The organism is Rhodopseudomonas palustris (assembly GCF_007005445.1).
GTDB classification, from domain to species: Bacteria; Pseudomonadota; Alphaproteobacteria; order Rhizobiales; family Xanthobacteraceae; genus Rhodopseudomonas; species Rhodopseudomonas palustris_G.
The window spans coordinates 3,579,348-3,595,352 of record NZ_CP041387.1 but is presented as its reverse complement, the minus strand read 5'-3'; the positions used below and the strand labels follow the sequence as shown (position 1 = coordinate 3,595,352).

Below are 16,005 nucleotides of genomic sequence, written 5' to 3'. Positions count from 1 at the left end.
CCTATATGTGAAGCGCAGGGGGCGTACCGAATTGCCATCGGGCGGGCGAAACTAGCCACAGGCCGTGCCGGCGTTTCCGCGCGACGACCGCGACGAGGTGATGATGTTGCAGACTTCTCCGCCGGCGCCGAGCGCCGCTTCCCAGCAAATTCAGCCGCCCGCCAGACACCTCGGTCCGAGCGACAGCGACCGCACTCTGCATGCGACACTGGCGCCGCTGACCGGCGGGTTGTCGCCGACGGCGCTGACGCTCGCCTATTTCGACTGGCTGTCGCATCTGTTCTGGGCACCGACGCAGCGGATGGATCTCGTCAGCGATGCGCTGCGCCGTGGGACGCAGCTCGCCGAAGCCTCGATCGGCCAGACCGCGCCGTGGTCGCTGATCGCTCCGCAACCGCAGGATCGCCGCTTCAGTGCGCCGGAATGGCGCGAGCCGCCGTTCAACATGATGGCGCAGGGATTTCTGCTGGCCGAGCAGTGGTGGCACGACGCTACCACCAACATTCGCGGGGTCTCGGAGCAGAACGAGAAGATCGTCGAATTCGCCACCCGGCAGATGCTCGACGTGTGGGCGCCGTCGAACTTCGCCCTCACCAATCCGGAAGTGCTTCGCCGCACCGTGTCGACCGAGGGCCGCAACCTCGCCGACGGCTTCCGCAACTGGTGGGAGGATCTGCTCGAGCTGATGGCGCACGAGCCGAAGCACGATTTCGTCGTCGGCAAGGATGTCGCGGTCACCCCCGGCAAGGTGGTGTACAGCAACAAGCTGATCGAGCTGATCCAATACGCGCCCGCGACCGAAGCGGTGCGGCCCGAGCCGGTCCTGATCGTGCCGGCCTGGATCATGAAGTACTACATCCTCGACCTGTCGCCGCACAATTCGCTGGTGAAGTATCTCACCGGGCAGGGCTACACCGTGTTCATGATCTCGTGGCGCAATCCGACCGCCGCGGATCGCGATGTCTCGCTCGAAGACTATCGCCGCCTCGGCGTGATGGCGGCGCTCGACAGCATCGGCGCCATCCTGCCGGGACGCCCGATCCATGCGGCGGGCTATTGCCTCGGCGGCACGCTGCTGTCGATCGCGGCCGCGGCGATGGGGCGCGACGGCGACGACAGGTTGAAATCGATCACGCTGTTCGCCGCACAGACCGATTTCACCGAGGCCGGCGAACTGACATTGTTCATCAACGAGAGTCAGGTCGCGTTCCTCGAGGACATGATGTGGAACCGCGGCGTGCTCGACACCACCCAGATGTCCGGCGCATTCCAGATGCTGCGCTCCAACGACCTGATCTGGTCGCGGCTGGTGCACGACTATCTGATGGGCGTGCGCTCCGAGCCGAACGATCTGATGGCATGGAACGCCGACGCCACCCGGATGCCGTATCGGATGCATTCCGAATATCTGCGCAAGCTGTTCCTCGACAACGATCTCGCCGAGGGCCGCTATGTCGTCGACGGCCGCCCGATCGCGCTGTCCGACATCCACACGCCGATGTTCGTGGTGGGAACGCAGCGCGACCACGTCGCCCCTTGGCGATCGACCTTCAAGATCCACCTACTGGCGGATGCCGAGATCACCTTCTGCCTGACCGGCGGCGGCCACAATGCCGGCATCGTCTCGCCGCCGTCGCCGAAGGCGCACGGTTATCAGGTCATGACCAAGGCGGCCGACGGCCCCTATGTCGGGCCGGATCACTGGCTGCAGGAGGCCCCGCACGCCGAGGGATCGTGGTGGGTCGAATGGCTGCATTGGCTCGGCGCCCGCTCGGGCGAGCCGGTCGCACCGCCGCGGATGGGGCTGCCGGATGCCGATGCCGCGACTTTGCCCGAGGCGCCGGGCAGTTACGTGCTGCAGACCTGATCGTTCTGCGGCAGCGCCGTCAGCGCGCGGGCCAGCGTCTCGGCCGGAGTGCCGGAAGCGTCGATCGTCGTCCATCCGATCTCACCGGAGGCGTAGCTCTGCTGCTGGCGGACGATCTCCGGCGTCGCGTCCGAGGCATCGCCGACGCGGCCGGCCACCCGCGCGATCCGGGTGCCGATATCCGCGGTCAGAAACAGTCCGTGGAACGGGACGGCGTGTCCCGTCGCGACGGCTTCGATCGCGTGGCGCTCCTCCGGCTTCGAGAACACCGCATCGACGATCACCGAATGTCCCTGCTTCAGGATCTGGCCGGCGCGATCGGCGAGGCTGCGATACACCTTGTCGGTGACATCCGCCGCGTAGGCGGCGGCCGGCAGCCGTTCGGTGTCGGCCGCGCCGAACAGCCTCTTGCGGACGATATCCGATCGCAGCACCACTGCGCCCGGCAGCGGTGCGACATGGCCGGAGAGCATTCGCGCTAGCACTGATTTGCCGGTTCCCGACAGGCCGCCGACCGCGACCAACCGGGCAGGGGGCGGCGCGATCAGCCGCAGCGTCAGGTTGAAATAGGATTCGGCGCCGGCCCGATTGGCGCGCCGGGTCGGCTCGTCGGCGGCGGGCCGCGCCAGCATCACCTTGGCGCGGATCGCGGCACGCATCGACAGCAGCAGTGGCAGCGCCGCCAGCGCATCGACATTGTCGTCGGCCGTTACTGCGAGGTAGCGGTTCAAAAGTTGTGTGGAGTCGCTGCCGCGGCCGTAGTGCAACAGATCCATCAGCGGGAAGGCGAGGTCATACAGGACATCGACCGACGCCATCGCCGGATCGAACTCGATCGCGTCGAACAATGTCGGCTTGTCGTCGATCACCACGATATTGGCGAGGTGAAGATCGCCATGGCACCACCGCACGAACCCTGCGGCGCCGCGCCGTTCCAGCAATCCGCGCAACTTCGCGAGCGCGGCGCGGCTGCTCTGGTCGATGGCCGCGACGTCGTCCGCGTCGAACCCGCCGTCGGCGAGTTCGCTGCTGTTGTCGGCCAGGATCGGTTCGATCGAGGCGATCCACGGCACGGTGGCGGCCAGCGGCGCTGCACGGTGCGAGGCCGCGATCGCATCGGCGATCGCGTCGACCAGTTCGGGACCGAGCGGGCCGGCGCTGGCGAGATGATCCAGCGTCCTGCTTTCGTCGAACCGGCTCATCTCGACCGCCCATTCCACCACGGGCCCGTCCCCGTCGATTTCCAACGCGCCGCTGACTGATCGGCAGATCGGGACCACCCGGCGATAGATCGCGGGAGCGAATCGTCGCCCCACCGCGAGTTCCTGCTCACAGGCGCGATGGCGCTTCTGCAGCGTCGAATAGTCGAGGAACGGGAACTTGATCGCTCGCTTGATCTTCAGCACCCGGTTCCCCTGCAGGAAGACGGCGGCGCCGTGGGTGTCGATCTGCACCACGGGGGTGCCGTCGGGGCATCGCAGGCCGCCGAGGAAACCGAGCACTTCCTGCTGGGAGACGGCGGGCTCTGTCGTTGGCTTTGTCATCGCAACCGCTGCTACTTGGGGATTTGAGAACAGTTCGAGGATGCACACAGGTTGCGGTCCCCGACACCAGATCCGACCGGTGAATTCATGAGGATTGTTGTACAAAAAACAAGCGGCGGCCGAATTGCCGCCTGTTTGACCTTGATCAATTCAATTCGCCAAAGCTGCGGTCAATTTGCACACCACGACGATTAGCAGGGCCGCCATTGGGTCGCCGGAAATCGTTGGTGAACATTCCGAGTGATTGGGTCTGGTCTTGTATAAGTTTCTAGAGGCAACCGTTGCCGACCATATGACGCGAGCGGTGAAGGCCGTATCGCGTGAACTGACCATGCGCGAGCTGGAGGACAAGTTTGAACACGACGACTTCAACGCCTATCCGGTGGTGGAGGATCAGCGTGTCATCGGCATGGTGACAAAGTACGATTTCCTGAATTGCTTCGCCTTTCACCCGACCCAGATGCTGCCGCACTATGACGATCTGATGAATCGGACGGTCGGCGACATCATGTCGGCGGACTTCCTCTACGTGCACTCCGATACCAAGCTCACCCGGGTATTGCAGTTGATGGTCGAGCATCAGACCCGCAGCATCCCCGTGCTCGACGCCGATCGCAAGCTGGACGGTATCATCTCGCGCGAGGACGTCATCAAGGCGCTTGCGAGTTTCACCAAGGTTCGCTGACGGCCTGCGGTACGCGTCTCTCCGCCGCGCCCGGCCGGCGTTGGCTTGTTGCTGCATCTGTCGTACATAGTGCGAGCGCGGATTCCGCATCGCGAGACGGCTGCCGTTCGCCGCTGGCCGTCCGGTGGCGAGGTGAGATGTCGACCTATCGATTGAGCACTCTCCTGTCTCCCGGTGCGGTCGCTGTGGTCGGTGCCAGTCCTCGCCCCGCATCACTCGGTCGCGCGATCCTCACCAATTTGCGCGAGGCGGGATTTAAAGGCGCGATCGGCGTCGTCAATCCGCGCTATCCGGAGATCGGCGGCTTCAAAACCGTCGATTCCCTCGCGCGGCTTTCGTTCGTTCCCGACCTGATCGTGATCACCGCGCCGCCGCGTTCGGTGGCGAAGGTCGTCGCCGAGGCCGGCGAGCTCGGCGTCGCCGGCGCGATCATCATCAGTTCGGAGATGGGGCGCGGCAAAGGCTCCTACGCCGAAGCGGCGAATCGTGCCGCGCGAAAATCCGGCATCCGCCTGATCGGGCCGAACTGTCTCGGCATCATGATCCCGGGCGCCAATCTCAACGCCAGCTTCGCCGCCCACATGCCGCGCCGGGGCAATCTGGCGCTGATCTCGCAATCCGGCGCGATCGCCGCCGGCATGGTGGATTGGGCGGCGGTGAAGGAGATCGGCTTCTCCGGCATCGTGTCGATCGGCGATCAGCTCGACGTCGACATCGCCGATATGCTCGACTTCTACGCCGCCGATCTCGAGACCCGCGCGATCCTGCTCTACATCGAAGCCGTCACCGACGCCCGCAAGTTCATGTCGGCGGCGCGCGCCGCGGCGCGGGTCAAGCCGGTGGTGGTGGTGAAGTCGGGTCGGATGGCGCACGGCGCCAAGGCGGCGGCGACCCACACCGGCGCGTTCGCCGGCGCCGACGCGGTGTACGAAGCCGCATTCCGCCGCGCCGGCATGTTGCGGGTGTACGATCTGCGCGAACTGTTCGACTGCGCCGAGACTCTCGGCCGCGTCAGCGCACCGCGGGGCAAGCGCGTTGCGATCCTCACCAATGGCGGCGGCATCGGCATTCTGGCGGTCGACCGGCTGGTCGAGCTCGGCGGCGAGCCGGCGACGCTGTCGGCCGATCTGCACAAAAAGCTCGACGCAATCCTGCCGACCTCGTGGTCCGGCTTCAATCCGATCGACATCACCGGTGATGCCGACGCCGAGCGCTATTCGGCGACGCTGTCGATGCTGCTCGCCGATCCGGACAACGACGCGGTCCTGGTGATGAACGTGCAGACCGCGGTGGCGTCGCCGCGGGACATTGCCCGCGAAGTGATCCGCGTGGTCGGCGAGGAACGCGTTCGCCGCACGCTGTTCAAGCCGGTGTTCGCGGTCTGGGTCGGCGCCGAGGAGGCGGTCACCCACGCCTTCGACGCGGCCTCGATCCCGAACTATCCGACCGAGGACGACGCTGTCCGCAGCATCATGAACATGGTGCGCTACCGCGAGGCGGGGCAGCTTCTCACCGAAGTGCCACCCAGCCTGCCGAAGGATTTCGACCCGGACACCGAGAGCGCCCGCGCGATCGTCGAGAAGGCGCTCCGCGAGAAGCGTTCCTGGCTCGATCCGCTGGAGATCAGCGGTCTGTTCGCGGCGTATCAGATCCCGATGATTCCGACGCTGGCGGCCACCAATGCCGAGGAAGCGGTGTCGTGGGCGTCGTCGTTCCTGTCGCAGGGCGTCACCGTGGTGGTGAAGGTGCTGTCGCGCGACATTCCGCACAAGTCGGACATCGGCGGCGTCGTGCTCAACCTCACCAGCGTCGAAGCGGTCCGCGTCGCGGTCGACGAGATTCTGGCGCGCGCCGCCAGGCTGCGGCCCGATGCACGGCTCGACGGCGTGATGGTGCAGCCGATGATCCTGCGGCCGAAGGCACGCGAACTCACCATCGGCATCGCCGACGATCCGACCTTCGGTCCGGTAATCGCCTTCGGCCAGGGCGGCACCGGCGTCGAGCTGATCGACGACCGCTCGCTGGCACTGCCGCCGCTCGACCTGCCACTCGCGGAATCGCTGATCGGACGCACCCGGGTTTCGAAGCTGCTCGGCGCTTATCGGGACGTGCCCGAAGTCAAGCGCAGCGCGGTGGCGCTGACGCTGGTGAAGCTGTCGCAGATGGCGGCCGATCTGCCGGAGATCCGCGAGCTCGACGTCAATCCGCTGCTCGCCGATGAAAACGGCGTGGTGGCGATCGACGCTCGCGTCGTGGTGCGAGAGGCGGAGCGCAAATTCGCCGGCCGTGGCAACACGCATTTCGCGGTGAAGCCGTACCCGACCGAATGGGAGCGGCATCTGTCCGTGAAGGACGGCTGGCGGGTGCTGGCGCGGCCGATCCGCCCCGACGACGAGCCGGCGATCCACGACTTCCTCAAGCACGTCACGCCGGAGGATCTGCGCCTGCGGTTCTTTGCGGCGATGAAGGAGTTCAGCCACGCCTTCATCGCCCGGCTGTCGCAGATCGACTACGCCCGCGCGATGGCGTTCGTGGCGTTCGACGAGATCACCGGCGAAATGCTCGGTGTCGTCCGAATTCACTCCGACTCGATCTACGAGAGTGGCGAATACGCGATCCTGCTGCGTTCCGACCTGAAGGGCAAAGGGCTGGGCTGGACGCTGATGAAACTGATCATCGAGTATGCCCGCTCCGAGGGCTTGCACTACGTCTGCGGTCAGGTTCTTCGCGAGAACACTGCGATGCTGCGGATGTGCCGTGACCTCGGCTTCGAGTCCAAGACCGACCCCTCCGAGCCGGACATCCTCAACGTCCGGCTGCCGCTGACCGAGGAAGCCGCCCGCGCCGCCAAGTCGGCGTGACGACCCGTGGTTTATTGACCGCTACAGCCGGCTCACCGAGACCACACGGAAGGTGTGCATGTCGCCTTCCTCGCGCAGCGACACGTACTCGCCTTGCACGAAACGTTCGTCGGCGAAGTGATAGCCGGCTTCGTCCGGGAGGTTGGCGGCGCTGTCGTACTGGAACGCCCAGGAGCCGCCGGGTCGATGCACCAGATGACCGAGACTGTCGGACTGACGCGGCCGCTGCCGCGCCACCCGGCAGGCTTCGCGGTGCTTCTTCCAGATCTCGGCGTCGATCCGATCGTCACTGTCGAGCGGCGCGACGATCACATAGGCGATGTTGGCTTCGCCCTCCGGATGTCCGGGCTCGCGCGCGAGTTCGAGCCTGATCTGGCGGAAGCACGCCGGCAACGAGGTGTTGAGGATGGTGGAGGGCGTGGCCTTGGTCATTGTTTCGCTCCTGGCGTTGTCGACAATGCTGACGCAGAGCAGAAGGACCATAATTGATTTGCATCAATCGCGGTGCGCGACGCAAACTGTGCACTGCAACGCCTCGGCGCGAATCGAAACGGAGCAGCGTATGCTGGCCTTCGAGACCGGATGGGACCAGCCGTGAGTTCGGCGCCTGGACTGAACGCCAAGATCGATGGCGATACGCTGGAGCTCGAGCCGACCGGAGCGTGGACGGCGACGAACAGCAAGATCATGGAGCAGCTCTCTGCCGGAGCTGCGCAGCAGATCGCGTCCGCGAAGTCGCTCACCATCGACATGGCGACGATCGGCGAGATCGACACGATCGGCGCATGGGTTCTGGAGAAGCTGTCGCGCAGCGCCGCGGAAGCGGGCAGTCCCGCGCAGTTCAAGGGTATTGCCGACAGCTACGCCGAACTGATCGACGAGGTGCGGCAGCTCAACCGCCGCGGACCGACGCCGCATCCGAAGCCAAATCCGATCATCGCCAAGCTCGACGAGATCGGTCGCTCGGCCTGGAGTGCCACCGCCGATATCGCGGTGTTTCTGCAGATGCTCGGTGCTCTCGGCGTTGCCGTGCTCGGCGTGCTGCGCCGGCCGCGCTCGTTGCGACTGACCTCGTTGACCTACCAGGTGTACCGGGTCGGCTGGCAGGCGATCCCGATCATGGTGCTGATCACCTTCCTGATCGGCGCCATCATCGCGCAGCAGGGCATTTTCCATTTCCGCAAGTTCGGGGCGGACTCGTACGTCGTCGACATGGTCGGCATTCTGGTGCTGCGCGAAATCGGCGTGCTGATCGTGGCGATCATGGTCGCCGGCCGCTCCGGCAGCGCCTACACCGCCGAGCTCGGCTCGATGAAGATGCGCGAGGAGATCGACGCACTGTCGACCATGGGGCTCGACCCGGTCGAAGTCTTGATCCTGCCGCGGATCATCGCGCTGGTGATCGCGCTGCCGATCCTCGCCTTCATCGGCTCGATGGCGGCGCTGTATGGCGGCCTTTTGACGGCATGGTTCTACGGCGGGATGCAGCCCTCGGTGTTCATCGCGCGGCTGCACGAGGCGGTGTCGCTGAATTCGTTCCAGGTCGGCATGTGGAAGGCGCCGTTCATGGCGCTGGTGATCGGCATCGTCGCCTGCAGCGAAGGCTTGCGGGTCAAGGGCAGCGCCGAGTCGCTCGGCCTGCAGACCACCACCTCGGTGGTGAAGTCGATCTTCCTGGTGATCGTGCTGGACGGGTTGTTCGCCGTGTTCTTCGCGTCGATCGGGATGTAGCGATGGGCGGGCCCGCCGAATCTCATGCCATCCGCGTCGCCGACCTCGTGGTCGGGTTCGGCCGGCAGACCGTGCTCGATCATCTGTCGCTCGACGTCCGCCGCGGCGAAATCCTCGGCCTGGTCGGCGCTTCGGGCGGCGGCAAGTCGGTGCTGATGCGCACCATCATCGGCCTGATCCCGAAACAGAGCGGGCACATCGAAGTGATGGGGCACGACACCGAACGCGGTTTCGGTCGCGGCAAAGCTTCGGTGGCGGCGACCTGGGGCATCCTGTTTCAGCAGGGAGCGCTGTTCTCCTCGCTCACCGCGCGGCAGAACGTGCAGTTTCCGCTGCGCGAGACGCTGGAGATGTCCGAGAAGCTGCAGGACGAGATCGCCACCGCCAAGCTGGAGATGGTCGGCATCGCGCCCGACGACTGGGACAAGTATCCGTCGCAATTGTCCGGCGGCATGACCAAGCGAGTGGCGCTGGCCCGCGCGCTGGCGCTCGATCCCAGCATCGTATTTCTCGACGAGCCGACCAGCGGCCTCGATCCGATCGCCGCCGGCGATTTCGATCAGTTGATCAAGACCCTGCAAACCACGCTCGGGCTCACCGTGTTCATGGTGACCCACGATCTCGCCAGCCTCAACGTCGTCTGCGACCGCGTCGCGGCGCTGGCCGACGGCAAGATCGTGGCGGTGGGGCCGATGCGCGAATTGCTGCAATCCGACCATCCCTGGGTGCGGGCCTATTTCCACGGCAAGCGCTCGGCGATGCTCCAGCCCAGACAGGACTAGGACGCCACGCCATGGAAACTCGTGCTCCTTTCGCGATCGTCGGTGCGTTCGTGCTCGCGGCGATCTTCGCGGTGTTCGGCTTCGTGTTCTGGCTGCACAACACCTCGGGCGTCGGCGCGCGCACGACTTACCAGCTTCAGTTCCGCGATCCGGTGCCCGGGCTGCTGGTCGGTGCGGCCGTGCTGTTCAACGGCATCCGGGTCGGCGAGGTCACGGCGCTGGCGCTGGCGCCCGACGATCCGCGGCGGGTGGATGCGACGATCGCTGTGGCGCCGTCGACGCCCGTCCGTCCGGATACCAAGGTCGGGTTGGATTTCCAGGGCTTGACCGGGGTGCCCGTGGTGGCGCTCGAGGGCGGCAAGCAACTCACCGGCTCGGCGGCCGCGACCACGTTGGTGGCAGAGCCGGGCGCCGGGATGAGCATGACGCAGGCGGCGCGCGAGGCGCTTCGCAAAGTCGATTCCGTTCTCGGAGAGAACTCCGGCCCGCTGAAGGACACCATCGCGAACTTCAAAACGTTCTCGGAATGGCTGGCCGGCAAGACCGACAAGCTGGACGGCATTCTCGGCGGTGTCGAGCGGATGACCGGCGCCAACGAACCGGAGGTGAAGAAGGTCGTGTACGACCTCGCGGCCGCCGCCGGCTTCCCGCCACCGTCGCCGCCGCTCAAGGGACAGCTCACCATCCCGGAGTCCAATACCGTGATCCTGTTCGACAGCCAGAAGATGCTGCTGGCTCCGGGGCTGGAGATCCAGGCATTCGCCGGCGCACAGTGGAGCGACAGCATTCCGAAGATGCTGCAGGAGAAGCTGATCCAGAGCTTCGAAAACTACGACATCGCCCACGCTCCGATGCGTCCCAACGACGCCGTGCAGCCGGACTATCAATTGCTGACCGACATCCGCAGTTTTCAGGTCGTCGGTGAGCGCGACAACCTGAAGGCCGAGATCGCCTTCAGCGGCAAGATCATCGACAAGGATGGCAAGCTGGTCGCAGCGAGGGTGTTTCAGCAGGCGACGACGCTCGCCAAACCGGAGCCGATGGCCGCGGTTGCGGCGTTCGACAAATCCTTCGATGCGATTGCCAAGGATCTGGTTCCGTGGACCGCACAGGCGCTCGCCGCCGGCCATAGCGAGGCCGAACCAGCCCCGCCCGCCGCGGCCAGACCGTCTATCGCTCCAAGGTCTTCAGGTACGACAAAAGGTCGTTGATCTCATCCGGGTCGAGTTCAAACTCGGGCATCCGCGGGTGGCCGGTATAAATACCTTCCGCAAACGCTTCTGCCAGTGTTTCGACCGGGTAGCGGGTGTGCAGGGTGCGGAACGGCGGCGCCTGAGCGAGCCGACTTTTGCCCGAGCGGCCGATGGCGTGGCATCGGGCGCAATGCGACTTGGCGAATTCGAGGCCTCGACGTTCCGAGGGGGGCGCGGCCGTCGCCTGGCCGGCCATCATCAGCAGGATCGCCGCACCGGCGAAAACACATCGCATCGAGCCGCCCGCTGGGTAAAACTGGTAGCGAAACAACAACTTGCACCATGCATGATGGTCGTGGCATCACCTTGATCTGTGTCAAGCCGTCTTGACGATTTGCCGACATATTGGCCCTCTTGGCGCAGAAGGGCGGTCGGTCGACGGCGACGCGCACCAGGAGAGTTCAGTGTCACGACCGCATGGAGTGATGGATGCCGCATCTCGCTTATCCGACGACGACTTGCGATGGATTCCGGTGTGAGACGCATTGTGCGGTGCGAGCGTTGGCGATTTGCGGCGAACTCGGACCGGCCGATCACGAGGAGTTCGAACGGCTCGCTCAGCACGTGCGCTATGGGCCGAAGGAAGCGCTGTTCTCCGAGGATGAAGTCGCGGATTCGGTCTACAGCCTGATCGAGGGGATCGCCCGCCTGTACAAGCTGCTGCCCGATGGTCGCCGTCAGATCATCGGCTTTGCGCTGCCCGGCGACTTCCTCGGCATGGCGCCCGGCAACCGCTACTCGTTTTCGGCGGATTCGATCGGCGGCGTGACCGTCTGTAAGTTCTTCCGCGGTCCGTTCCTGCGCTTCATCGAGAATCGCCCACAGATGCTGCTCCGCATGAACGACTTCGCCACCCGCGAACTCAGCCTCGCTCAGGATCAGATGTTGCTGCTCGGGCGCCGCTCGGCCGAAGAGAAGGTTGCGGCCTTCCTGGTCGGTTGGCGCGATCGGCTGGCGCGGCTGGAAGGCGTCACCAAAACCGTCAGCCTGCCGATGGGGCGGCAGGACATCGCCGACTTCCTAGGCCTGACGATCGAGACGGTGAGCCGCACCTTCACCAAGCTCGAGCGTGAGAAACTGATCGTCATCGTGCCGGACGGCGTGCGGGTGCTCGACCCGAAGCGCTTCGACGCGCTGGCGGCAGCCTAGACGACGATCCGTCTCGAGTACTCTCCCTCTACTATCGAACTCCCCGCTGTTCACTCCGCCGCGACGGCAAACGGCATCGCGGCCCGAATAGCGCGCTGTTTGGTTCGCCGTTTCGGGAATTGGCCGGGGCTCGCCAACGATCGCTGGGCCGCGAGAAACGCCATGACCTTGTTTCCGGCGTCCGCGAACGAGGCGCCTACCGGCAATCCGAATTTTCGGCAGTGCTCCGGCGACAAAGGCTGACTGGCATGACGCAGTGCCATCGCGGGGCCCCACCACCAGCCCGGAGCCGGCGCGCGCGCGTCGGGGGGAACCGCGCGCCAGGCCGAAATCTCCTGCGCCAGTCGGTCGAATTCGATGTGTTGAGCTGGATGCATGTCTCGCCCGTCGTCCCTGTTGCGCAGGCATAACGATCCCACGTCCGAAAAGTTGCAGACGGCCGGCGAGGGGAGGTGACGCTGGTGGACAGGACGCTGGCCGGGCCGGGGCACGTTCTCAGCCGGCAGAGTTCGTGCTAACGATTCGCACATGAGCCAGCCTGTCGCGATCGACATCCGCCACTCGACCTGTCCGCATGATTGCCCATCGGCCTGCGCGCTGGATGTCGAAGTGATCGACGGCTCGACCATCGGACGGCTGCGTGGCTCGAAGCGGCAGACCTACACGGCGGGCGTCGTCTGCGCCAAAGTTGCCCGCTACGCGGAACGCATCCATCATCCCGACAGGCTGACCTATCCGATGCGCCGCATCGGCCCGAAGGGCTCCGGACAATTCGCGCGGGTGTCCTGGGACGAGGCGCTGGACGAGATCGCGGCCAGGTTCGACGCCGCCGAGGCGGCCTTCGGTGCCGAGTCGGTTTGGCCGTATTACTATGCGGGGACCATGGGGCTGGTGATGCGCGACGGCATCAACAGGCTCGCCAACGTCAAGAAATACTCGCGGTTCTATTCGACGATCTGCGCCAACATCGCGTGGTCCGGCTATGCCGCCGGAGTCGGCAAGGTCGCCGGCGTCGATCCGCGGGAGATGGCCAGGTCGGATCTGATCGTAATCTGGGGCACCAATCCGGTGTCGACCCAGGTCAATGTGATGACCCATGCGGCCCGTGCCCGCAAAGAACGCGGTGCCAAGATCGCCGCGGTCGATATCTACGACAACGAGACCATGCAGCAGGCCGATATCCGGATCATCCTGCGCCCGGGGACCGATGGCGCCTTTGCCTGTGGCGTGATGCATGTGCTGTTTCGGGACGACCTCGCCGATCGGGCCTATATGGCGCGCTACACCGACTGCCCGGACGCACTGGAAGCGCATCTGGCGACGCGGACGCCGGCCTGGGCCTCGGCGATCTGCGGTGTGGCGGAGGCCGAGATCGAAGCCTTCGCCCACGCCGTCGGCGAAACCAGGCGCAGTTTCTTCCGGCTGGGCTACGGCTTCACCCGTAGCCGCAACGGCGCGGCGCAGATGCACGCTGCGCTGTGTATTCCGGCGGTGACCGGCGCCTGGCAATACGAGGGCGGTGGGGCGTTCTTCAACAACGGCGCGATCTTCGGCTTCGACAAGTCGCTGATCGAAGGGCTCGATCGGCTCGATCCGGCGACCCGGGTGCTCGATCAGTCCAAGATCGGCCGCATCCTCACCGGCGACGCCGAGGCTTTGCGTGGCGGAGCCCCGATCAAGGCGATGCTGATCCAGAACACCAACCCGATGACCGTGGCGCCGGAGCAGGAGCTGGTTCGCACCGGCTTCGGTCGCGACGACCTGTTTGTTGCGGTGCACGAGCAGTTCATGACCGAGACGGCGCTGATGGCGGACATCGTGCTGCCGGCGACAATGTTTCTCGAGCACGATGACCTGTACTACGGCGGCGGACACCAGCATATCTCGGTCGGCAGCCGGCTGGTCGAGCCGCCGGGCGAATGTCGTTCCAACCACGAGGTGCTGCAAGGCGTCGCGCGACGGCTCGGCGTCGACCACCCGGCGTTCGCCATGACGCCGCGCGAAGTGATCGATTCGACGCTGAAAAGCAGCGGCCATGGCGGCATCGCGCAACTCGAGGCCGAGCTTTGGCGGGATCTGCAGCCCGACTTCCGCGCGTCGCACTTCCTGGACGGCTTCGCCCATGCCGACGGCAAGTTTCACTTCCGCGCCGATTGGGGGAACGTCAACGTCCCGCGCAAGCTGAAATTCGGACCGTGGGAGGCGATGCCGAGCCTGCCGGATCACTGGGCGGTGACCGAACAGGCCGACCCGCAGCATCCGTTCCGCCTCGCCACCAGCCCGGCCCGAAGCTTCCTCAACACGACCTTCAACGAGACCCCATCCTCGCAGGCGCGCGAGGGCGAGCCGAGCGTGCTGATCCATCCGGACGACGCCGACCAAATCGGGATCGAGGACGGCGAGGTCGTGGTGCTGGGAAATTCCCGTGGGGAGACGATGCTGACCGCCAGACTTTCAGACGGGCTGCGCCGCGGCGTGGTGATCGCCGAATCAGTATTTCCGAACCGCGCGCATCGCGGAGGACGGGGAATCAACGTCCTCACCAGCGCAGAATCGGTCGCGCCGCACGGTGGTGCGGCGTTTCACGACAACAAAGTCTGGATCAAGAAGGCTGGGGCGCCACTCGCGAAGCGCGACTGATGAACCCGATGAGCCCGGCTGGAGCCGGCGATCGGCAGTCGTGGTCGCTTCGCGAGGTGCGCGTTCAGGCTCAGCGCTGGTGGCCGAGGCCGATACCGAGCTTCAGCGCCTTCTGACGCAGCGAGCCGACGGTCCGATTGGTCAGACGGGCGATTTCCGCCACCGGAGTGCGCGCCTTCGAATGCGCCTTCAACTCCTTGATGTCTTCCTTGGTGTATTCGCGGCGAGTGATCTTGCCCTTCTTGGCGGCCTTGGCCTTGGTAGCGGTCTTCGCCGCGGCCTTGGTCACCACCTTCTTGGCCTTCTTCGACTTCGCTGCGGTCTTCGCAGTCTTTGCTTTCGCTTTCTTTGCCACGCGTAGGCTCCTTTAGTGAAGCGCCCTTCTACTACACCCGTTCCGTGCCGACAATTCTGAATTTCGATTGTTCGAAATGATCGGGGCGGCTTCGGTTAGCATTCGTTTAAGCACGTGTAGTTTCGATTCAGGCGAAAATAGGTACTCGCCGCGTAGTGACAATCCTCGTTTGGTCGATACTGAAGGACGGGCGATGCGCCTGTTGTGCGGTCTGGCGGCATCCGTCGGGCGATTGCCGCGTTTTCCCGCAAAGTGGAATCGTGCCGCCGAATAGTGCAGACGGTGGTCGTTTCGGCGTGTATTTCGCGGAGTCAGCAGCCGATAGGGAGACGATTTGTCGCGAGCGGACGCTTTGCAAGGGGTGCGTAGTGTCTGAGCGGATGCGAGAGCGCGTCCAACCAAAGACGTAACGATGCGCTTCCGACGAGGTAATCAGCCCGATCGCCTCCGCGGGATGCGGATTGCTCAGTGCGGTGATTTCGCGTTTGACGCGAGTGCAGCACGAGCGCGGGCCAAGGTTCGCTCGTAATAGTCCTCGCGGTCCCGCTTCAAGCTGATCTGCAAATTTCGGAAGGCTGCAATGCGTTTCGCGATTTCTTCGCGTTCGCTGGATGCGCTGAGTTCGGCATGGAGTGCCTGTTCTGCTGGAAACTCAGCCGCAGATACCTGAGCCGCCTCGCCAGGAAGCCGCGATCCCGGCTCCTTTGACACCGCCTCGGGCGTGTGGACCGTCTTGGCGGCCGTCTCCCGCAGGCGCTCGTCCTGGCTGCTGTTACCGCTGTGGTCAGCGGATTCGGAGGTCGGCTGTTGCGGCATTGCTCGTCCTGTTCGGCGTCATTGGAAGTGTTTGATTAGTTACGTCAATCGAAATGCGCGGTGTGAGCCGGAGTGGTGGATAAATCGCCCGCGGGTTGCACGAGCTGGCGGTACCCGGTAGCGCGGCGTCGAACGCAGGAGGTGGAGCCACCGCCTAGATCGCTTCGACTCGCTCAGTATCGAGAAACTTGCCGGGTTCAGGGCGAAGCGAGCGACAAGCTCCACCGGCACGAATGCCGGACGCCGCGCCAAGGATCAGTTCGCGACGAAGGTCGCATCCGCTCACCGCGGCCGTGTACGGCTTGCAATCCGATGGCGTATC

At 65.0% G+C, this 16,005-nt stretch carries 14 protein-coding genes; 8 read left to right on the top strand and 6 right to left on the bottom strand.

All coding sequences use genetic code 11. From position 1 onward, the window contains the following. The first annotated feature begins 103 nt into the window (after window positions 1-103). Complete coding sequence (locus tag FLL57_RS16470) at window positions 104-1,867, top strand: PHA/PHB synthase family protein (protein ID WP_142883428.1); 1,764 nt, start codon at window positions 104-106, stop codon at window positions 1,865-1,867. Here the strand turns inward: FLL57_RS16470 and FLL57_RS16465 are convergent. Beyond that, window positions 1,849-3,411, bottom strand: coding sequence for an AAA family ATPase (locus FLL57_RS16465; RefSeq protein ID WP_142883427.1), 1,563 nt, complete (start codon window positions 3,409-3,411; stop codon window positions 1,849-1,851). The two genes, FLL57_RS16470 and FLL57_RS16465, sit on opposite strands and share 19 nt — an antisense overlap. A gap of 256 nt (window positions 3,412-3,667) precedes the next feature. Here FLL57_RS16465 and FLL57_RS16460 point away from each other — a divergent pair, with 256 nt between their 5' ends. Beyond that, window positions 3,668-4,096 carry a CBS domain-containing protein gene (locus FLL57_RS16460; RefSeq protein WP_013504113.1) on the top strand — a complete coding sequence of 143 codons (429 nt, stop codon included), beginning with the start codon at window positions 3,668-3,670 and terminating at the stop codon, window positions 4,094-4,096. A 137-nt stretch (window positions 4,097-4,233) separates the two neighbouring features. Further along, a complete protein-coding gene (locus tag FLL57_RS16455; RefSeq protein WP_142883426.1) occupies window positions 4,234-6,957 on the top strand; it encodes a bifunctional acetate--CoA ligase family protein/GNAT family N-acetyltransferase in 2,724 nt (907 codons plus the stop codon). 21 nt (window positions 6,958-6,978) lie between these two features. Here the strand turns inward: FLL57_RS16455 and FLL57_RS16450 are convergent, their stop codons facing one another. Further along, window positions 6,979-7,389 (bottom strand): hypothetical protein, encoded by a 411-nt coding sequence (locus FLL57_RS16450; RefSeq protein ID WP_013504110.1) that lies wholly within the window; start codon window positions 7,387-7,389, stop codon window positions 6,979-6,981. A 150-nt stretch (window positions 7,390-7,539) separates the two neighbouring features. On the opposite strand from FLL57_RS16450, the gene FLL57_RS16445 reads away from it, so the two are divergent. From FLL57_RS16445 to FLL57_RS16435, 3 genes are read left to right on the top strand one after another with little or no spacing between them, the layout of a single operon-like run. Continuing rightward, window positions 7,540-8,688 (top strand): ABC transporter permease, encoded by a 1,149-nt coding sequence (locus FLL57_RS16445; protein WP_047308061.1) that lies wholly within the window; start codon window positions 7,540-7,542, stop codon window positions 8,686-8,688. A gap of 2 nt (window positions 8,689-8,690) precedes the next feature. Then, window positions 8,691-9,470 (top strand): ABC transporter ATP-binding protein, encoded by a 780-nt coding sequence (locus tag FLL57_RS16440; protein ID WP_013504108.1) that lies wholly within the window; start codon window positions 8,691-8,693, stop codon window positions 9,468-9,470. An 11-nt stretch (window positions 9,471-9,481) separates the two neighbouring features. Further along, on the top strand, window positions 9,482-10,681 hold the full coding sequence (locus FLL57_RS16435; protein WP_013504107.1) for an ABC-type transport auxiliary lipoprotein family protein: 1,200 nt from the start codon (window positions 9,482-9,484) through the stop codon (window positions 10,679-10,681). Here FLL57_RS16435 and FLL57_RS16430 read toward each other — a convergent pair. Continuing rightward, window positions 10,641-10,958, bottom strand: a complete 318-nt coding sequence (locus FLL57_RS16430) for a c-type cytochrome (protein WP_142884239.1) — start codon at window positions 10,956-10,958, stop codon at window positions 10,641-10,643. The two genes, FLL57_RS16435 and FLL57_RS16430, sit on opposite strands and share 41 nt — an antisense overlap. Before the next feature lie 194 nt (window positions 10,959-11,152). On the opposite strand from FLL57_RS16430, the gene aadR reads away from it, so the two are divergent. Next, window positions 11,153-11,872: a transcriptional activatory protein AadR gene (gene aadR, locus FLL57_RS16425; RefSeq protein WP_013504105.1), complete on the top strand. Its 720-nt coding sequence runs from the start codon at window positions 11,153-11,155 to the stop codon at window positions 11,870-11,872. A gap of 50 nt (window positions 11,873-11,922) precedes the next feature. Here the strand turns inward: aadR and FLL57_RS16420 are convergent, their stop codons facing one another. After that, entirely contained in the window at window positions 11,923-12,249 is a 327-nt protein-coding gene (locus FLL57_RS16420) for a hypothetical protein (RefSeq protein ID WP_142883425.1), read from the bottom strand. A 151-nt stretch (window positions 12,250-12,400) separates the two neighbouring features. On the opposite strand from FLL57_RS16420, the gene FLL57_RS16415 reads away from it, so the two are divergent. Further along, complete coding sequence (locus FLL57_RS16415; RefSeq protein ID WP_142883424.1) at window positions 12,401-14,512, top strand: molybdopterin-containing oxidoreductase family protein; 2,112 nt, start codon at window positions 12,401-12,403, stop codon at window positions 14,510-14,512. 70 nt (window positions 14,513-14,582) lie between these two features. Here the strand turns inward: FLL57_RS16415 and FLL57_RS16410 are convergent, their stop codons facing one another. Both FLL57_RS16410 and FLL57_RS16405 read right to left on the bottom strand, forming a co-directional pair. Beyond that, the gene (locus FLL57_RS16410) at window positions 14,583-14,867 is read right to left on the bottom strand and encodes a hypothetical protein (RefSeq protein WP_011159765.1); all 285 of its coding nucleotides are present in this window, start codon (window positions 14,865-14,867) and stop codon (window positions 14,583-14,585) included. Between the two features lie 465 nt (window positions 14,868-15,332). Continuing rightward, on the bottom strand, window positions 15,333-15,683 hold the full coding sequence (locus FLL57_RS16405) for a hypothetical protein (protein WP_142883423.1): 351 nt from the start codon (window positions 15,681-15,683) through the stop codon (window positions 15,333-15,335). Window positions 15,684-16,005 lie beyond the last annotated feature (322 nt).

Excerpts from the sequence above, each read along its gene's own strand:
- FLL57_RS16405 (WP_142883423.1), bottom strand. The coding sequence starts at position 15,683 with ATGCCGCAACAGCCGACCTCCGAATCCGCTGACCACAGCGGTAACAGC.
- aadR (WP_013504105.1), top strand. The coding sequence starts at position 11,153 with ATGCCGCATCTCGCTTATCCGACGACGACTTGCGATGGATTCCGGTGT.
- FLL57_RS16470 (WP_142883428.1), top strand. The coding sequence starts at position 104 with ATGTTGCAGACTTCTCCGCCGGCGCCGAGCGCCGCTTCCCAGCAAATT.
- FLL57_RS16430 (WP_142884239.1), bottom strand. The coding sequence starts at position 10,958 with ATGCGATGTGTTTTCGCCGGTGCGGCGATCCTGCTGATGATGGCCGGC.
- FLL57_RS16415 (WP_142883424.1), top strand. The coding sequence starts at position 12,401 with ATGAGCCAGCCTGTCGCGATCGACATCCGCCACTCGACCTGTCCGCAT.
- FLL57_RS16465 (WP_142883427.1), bottom strand. The coding sequence starts at position 3,411 with ATGACAAAGCCAACGACAGAGCCCGCCGTCTCCCAGCAGGAAGTGCTC.
- FLL57_RS16420 (WP_142883425.1), bottom strand. The coding sequence starts at position 12,249 with ATGCATCCAGCTCAACACATCGAATTCGACCGACTGGCGCAGGAGATT.
- FLL57_RS16445 (WP_047308061.1), top strand. The coding sequence starts at position 7,540 with ATGGGACCAGCCGTGAGTTCGGCGCCTGGACTGAACGCCAAGATCGAT.
- FLL57_RS16455 (WP_142883426.1), top strand. The coding sequence starts at position 4,234 with ATGTCGACCTATCGATTGAGCACTCTCCTGTCTCCCGGTGCGGTCGCT.
- FLL57_RS16440 (WP_013504108.1), top strand. The coding sequence starts at position 8,691 with ATGGGCGGGCCCGCCGAATCTCATGCCATCCGCGTCGCCGACCTCGTG.
- FLL57_RS16435 (WP_013504107.1), top strand. The coding sequence starts at position 9,482 with ATGGAAACTCGTGCTCCTTTCGCGATCGTCGGTGCGTTCGTGCTCGCG.
- FLL57_RS16450 (WP_013504110.1), bottom strand. The coding sequence starts at position 7,389 with ATGACCAAGGCCACGCCCTCCACCATCCTCAACACCTCGTTGCCGGCG.